Source organism: Chamaesiphon sp. OTE_20_metabat_361 (assembly GCF_031364565.1).
The window spans coordinates 1-5,113 of record NZ_JANLWO010000809.1; the positions used below are offsets into that span (position 1 = coordinate 1).

Sequence of the window (5,113 nt, forward strand, 5' to 3'; positions counted from 1 at the left end):
CAATTATCAATTCTCAATTCTCAATTCTCAATTATTCCCCATGTCCACTGCTGCTGAAAAAACAAGTTGGCGATGGCAGTTGGAACAACTGCAACAGCAACTCGGAGAATGGCTCGAAGTAAGGTTTAGATCTAACGATCGAGACTTGAACTTAGATTTTTTTCCAAAGTGGTTGTGGCCATTGCTCGTAAACTTAGTGTGGGTGGCTTTAGCCGGATTGATATTTTGGTTTGGCTATCGTTTTATCTACCCTTATTTGCAACAATGGATGGTGCGGACTCAGCAGACCGTATCTGAAGTGGTGCAGCCAGTACAGGTATTTACTGTCAATGAGTTGCTCGCAAAATCCCAGCAGTTCCAACAAGCAGGCGATTATACCCAAGCCAGCCGCTGGTTGTATCTGGCAATGCTGCAACGCTTAAATGATGCCAATCTCATTCCCCACCAAGACAGTCGTACCGATCGCGAGTATATTCAGGTATTGAGTACGGTACCGATCGTCAATGTCGGCGAAATTTTAGTATCGATCCACGAACAGCTACACTTTGGCAATCGTCAAATTGCCAGCGCAGATTTCGATCGCTGTCAGCAAGCTTATCGACAAATTGAAGAGCGATTGACAGTAGTACCTTAACTATTTAGGCGACTAGATTACAGATCGCGATCGTTAATTAGATGGCTAATTAATTACCAGTAGATAGTTATTTATGACAGATTTTAACAAGTTATTCAAGCAATATTGGCACCTGGGACTCTTTGCTGTATTCGCGATCGTGCTGGTGACTTTTATTAGTGCAATGGGTGGCGATCCCCGGCAAGTTGGATCGAGTTATAGTATTGCCCCCAATGGCTATAGTGCTTGGTATCAAATGATGTCCGATCGCGGCATTAAGATCCGCCGTTGGCACAGATCTTTTCCCCGACTTACTCAAGACGCTCGGTATGAAACAGGAACGACACTGCTACAAGTCAATCACCAATTAGCACTACTCGAACTCACAGACTTACAACAAAAGTGGGTGAGCAAAGGCAATACCCTAGCGATTTTGGGCGTAACCGCACCCGCGACAGATATCCCTTTTCGATCGAGTCTAGAGAGTCCGCAAGGAGATGTCAAAATTGAAACCACGCGCAGATTTAGATCCGATCTCGTCAAAACTAGTGAAGATCGAAAGTTAGATCCTCAGTCAATTTTGAGCGATCGCACGGGTAGTGTCGTCCGTCAATTTAAACTAGATAAAGGATTAATTATTATTGCCACTACTCCTAATTTAGCGGCAAATACCTATCAAGATCTGCGACCGAATTTTGAGCTATTAGCTGAAATAGTTACCAAAGATCGCCAGCAAGTATTGGTAGATGAATATATTCATGGTTATGTCAGCCGCAAATCATCAGCCATCGCTAAAAACCGCAAACAGCGTAATGGTGAACCAGGGGGATCTGTCGAGGGATCGGCAGATCCAGACGACACTTCCGATGATGAAGAAGACGGATCGGGATCTGAGTCGGATAAAGGCGATCTGCTCGATTACCTAACTAACACACCGCTCCTAGTCGCATTTCTCAATCTATCATTGGGTACGCTAGCCTTAATCTGGCAACAAAATCGCCGCTTTGGAAAAGTGACAATCCCCAAGCCGATCGAAATCGAGAATAGCCAAGCGTATATCCAGGCACTAGGCGGCGTACTCTACCAAGCCAATAGCAGTGAATTCGTCGTGCAAAATATCGGTAGAGCCAAACAGTTATCCTGGCAACAACGACTCGGTTTGGGTAAAGAAAGATTGGTAGAAACCGAAATCGCGATCGCTGCTTGGGAAAATCAGACCCAATTACCAGCCGACGATCTCCGCTTTGTCCTACAATTGATGTCGGAACGTCGCCCGACACCCGCTCAATTAACCACTTGGCTGGAAAAAATTCGCCAGATCGACAGTCGATTGACTAAGCTCTAGGTTTTATCGCCAATTTTCAACCCCCACCTGCCACTTTAATGACTGAAACTCACGCAATATTTCAACAACTCAGTAGTACTTTACAAGAAGTTGTCTTCGGGCAAGAACAGACAACTAATCAATTGCTGATTGCCTTGCTAACTGGCGGTCATGTTATTTTGGAGGGAGTACCAGGGACGGGAAAAACGATGATGGCAAAGGTATTGTCACAGCTAATTCAAGCCGACTTTAGGCGAATTCAACTGACACCAGATATTTTACCCGCAGACATTTTGGGGACGAATATTTTCGATCTCAAGAATCAAGAATTTATCCTCAAAAAAGGGCCAGTATTTACTCAAATCTTGCTGGCAGATGAGATCAATCGCACGCCACCCAAAACCCAGTCGGCACTACTCGAAGCAATGGCGGAAGGGCAAGTCACTCTGGACGGCGACACACTTCCATTATCAGATCTATTTTGGACGATCGCGACTCAAAACTCCCTCGAATTTGAAGGGACATACCCACTCCCCGAAGCGCAACTCGATCGATTTTTATTTAAATTAATTGTCGATTATCCACCCGCAGACGCAGAGCGCGAACTGCTAGCCACCGCACGGATGTCTACACCAGGAGCCAGAAGCAACCTTCAACCGCTCAAACCAGTGGCAACAATAGCAGATTGTCTAGCAGCTCGCCGCGCAGTACAGCAAGTCACTGTCAACGACAATGCGATCGATTATCTGCTCGCCCTAGTCCAACAAACCCGCCAGCACCCCGATCTGAGCCTGGGAGCCTCACCCCGTGCGGCAATTGCCTGGTTACACGCTAGCAAATCCGCAGCATGGCTCGATCGCCGTCAGATGGTGATTCCCGATGACTTCAAACAAGTCGCCCTCCCCCTACTCCGCCATCGGCTAGTATTGCGCCCAGAGGCTCAATTAGACGGTTTGGAAATAGATACCGTCATCGCGGGATTAGTCGATCGAGTTCCCGTACCGAGGTAGAGAGTAGAGGGTCGGGAATTAGGGATAGTTCGGGGTATCCCTGGGGTGAAACGATCGATCTTACTTGTATTCCAGTCAGGAAAAGAGTTTGAGCGATTAAAGTCAGCAGTGGCTCCAGGGAAGCTCGATCGGGTAACTTAGATTTACATCAGCTATTACCGATCGAATGACCGATTTACCATTTGACCCTCAGACATTGCCCTCACTCATCACCCAGGGTTATATTACCAGCCAAACTCACCCGAGCTTGCCGCTGACGATTTATAACTATACCGCCAAGGCGCAGTACGATCGGTACTGGATCGATGCGACACTCCACTGTCGGGGATTGGTGCTAGACGATAATTATCGACCTATTGCCAGACCATTACCGAAATTTTTTAATCTAAGCGAATATCAAGGTACGCTCCCTGATGGAGTACCCCAGATCTACGAGAAGCTCGATGGATCGCTGATTATTCTGTTTCACTACAAAGGACAGTGGGAAGTAGCTTCACGGGGCAGCTTTGCCTCGGAGCAGTCTAATATGGCACGGACTTTGCTTGCCAATTATCGCGACAATCTCGATAAGCTCGATCCGGCTTATACCTACTTATTTGAAATTATCTATCCCAGCAATCGAATTGTCGTTGACTATGGTAGCTCGCAACGATTGGTACTATTAGCTGCGGTAAATACGGATACAGGCGCAGAATTAGACCACACACAGGTAGATTGGACCGATCGAGCGCAAACTTACCCAGCTACTACCTTACCCGAATGGATTAAATCGATCGAGCAAACTCAAGCCGAACTGTCCAATCACGAAGGGTTTATCCTCAAATGGTCGAATGGCTTTCGGCTCAAATACAAACTCGCCGATTATGTCCGCTTGCACCGGATTATTACCAGAGTTCAAGCTAAAGATATTTGGGAATGTCTGAGCCAAAATCAGAGCCTAGCGCAATTTCTTGACTCTGTTCCCGATGAGTTTTATAACTGGGTCAAAGATACCAAGAGATCGCTAGAAACTCAATACCGAGAGATTGAAACTGAGTGCCAACAAGCCTTCAAGGATTTAGGCGATCGCCGCCAAACCGCGATGTATTTTCAAACCCAAAAATATCCAGGTGTCTTGTTTCTCATGCTCGATGGTAGAGACTACACTCAAGTCATTTGGAAACTCATCAAACCTGGCTTTGAGCTGCCGTTTCAGGGAGGGGATAGGGAATAGGGGATAGGGGATAGGCTTTAGGCTTTGGGCTTTAGGCTTTAGGCTTTAAGCAGGACGCTTGCGTCCTCGTTTTGTTGTTCTACCTTTTACCTTTTACCTCTTACCTCTTACCTCTTACCTCTTACCTCTTACCCTAAAACCTAACACCTAACACCTAAACCATGTCCCTCAAACTAATCCTCACCAAAGGCTTGCCAGCAAGTGGTAAAACAACTTGGGCAAAAGAGTATATCCAAAAGTATCCTGAGACTGCCAATCTCTGTAAAGACGACCTCAGACTGCAACTGAGCGGTACCAATAAACGTGAAAAACGGATTATTAAAGTCCGCGATTTACTGACAGAATATTACTTCGAGCAAGGTTATTCGGTAATTTGGTCGGATACCAATCTCAACCCAGTTCATTTGCGACGAGCAACTGAATTAGCCGCCAAATATCAAGCTGAATTGAGCGTTCGTAACTTTACAGATGTGTCATTAGCTGAATGTATCCGGCGCGATTTGTTACGATCGAATTCGGTCGGGCAACAGGCGATCGAGCAGATGTATTATGATTATTTACATCAGCCAGAGATAGCACCCAGTAACGATCCGCAGCTACCAAACTGCTATTTGGTAGATATCGATGGTACCTTAGCTATCAATCATACGCGATCGCCATTTGCGTGGGATCGGGTGAATGAAGATGCAGTTAATTCCGTTGTCGCGACGACCATCGAGAAATTAGGACGAGATACACATATTATTCTCTTGTCGGGTCGATCGAGTGTCTGCTACGATCTGACTGTTGCTTGGCTGAAACAACACAATATTAACTACAAAGAGCTGTTGATGCGCGCGGCTAACGACCAGCGTCCCGATGACATTCTCAAGTCAGAACTTTACTATTTTCACATTCGCGATCGCTACAATGTAATTGGCGTTATCGACGATCGACCGAAGGTCTGTAGAATG

General features: G+C 46.2%; 5 protein-coding genes. All 5 read left to right on the forward strand.

Annotated elements, in window-relative coordinates; all coding sequences use genetic code 11:
• Nucleotides 1-634, forward strand: a 634-nt coding sequence (locus tag RMO35_RS22740) for a DUF4129 domain-containing protein (RefSeq protein WP_309744613.1), incomplete at its 5' end; no start/stop codon positions are given.
• Nucleotides 635-707: 73 nt separating this feature from the next.
• A complete protein-coding gene (locus RMO35_RS22745; RefSeq protein ID WP_309744614.1) occupies nt 708-1,958 on the forward strand; it encodes a DUF4350 domain-containing protein in 1,251 nt (416 codons plus the stop codon).
• A gap of 38 nt (nt 1,959-1,996) precedes the next feature.
• Nucleotides 1,997-2,947 (forward strand): MoxR family ATPase, encoded by a 951-nt coding sequence (locus tag RMO35_RS22750; protein ID WP_309744616.1) that lies wholly within the window; start codon nt 1,997-1,999, stop codon nt 2,945-2,947.
• A 166-nt stretch (nt 2,948-3,113) separates the two neighbouring features.
• Nucleotides 3,114-4,160, forward strand: a complete 1,047-nt coding sequence (locus RMO35_RS22755) for an RNA ligase (RefSeq protein ID WP_309744618.1) — start codon at nt 3,114-3,116, stop codon at nt 4,158-4,160.
• Between the two features lie 161 nt (nt 4,161-4,321).
• A partial coding sequence (locus RMO35_RS22760; protein ID WP_309744620.1) for an AAA family ATPase occupies nt 4,322-5,113 on the forward strand: 792 nt, incomplete at its 3' end.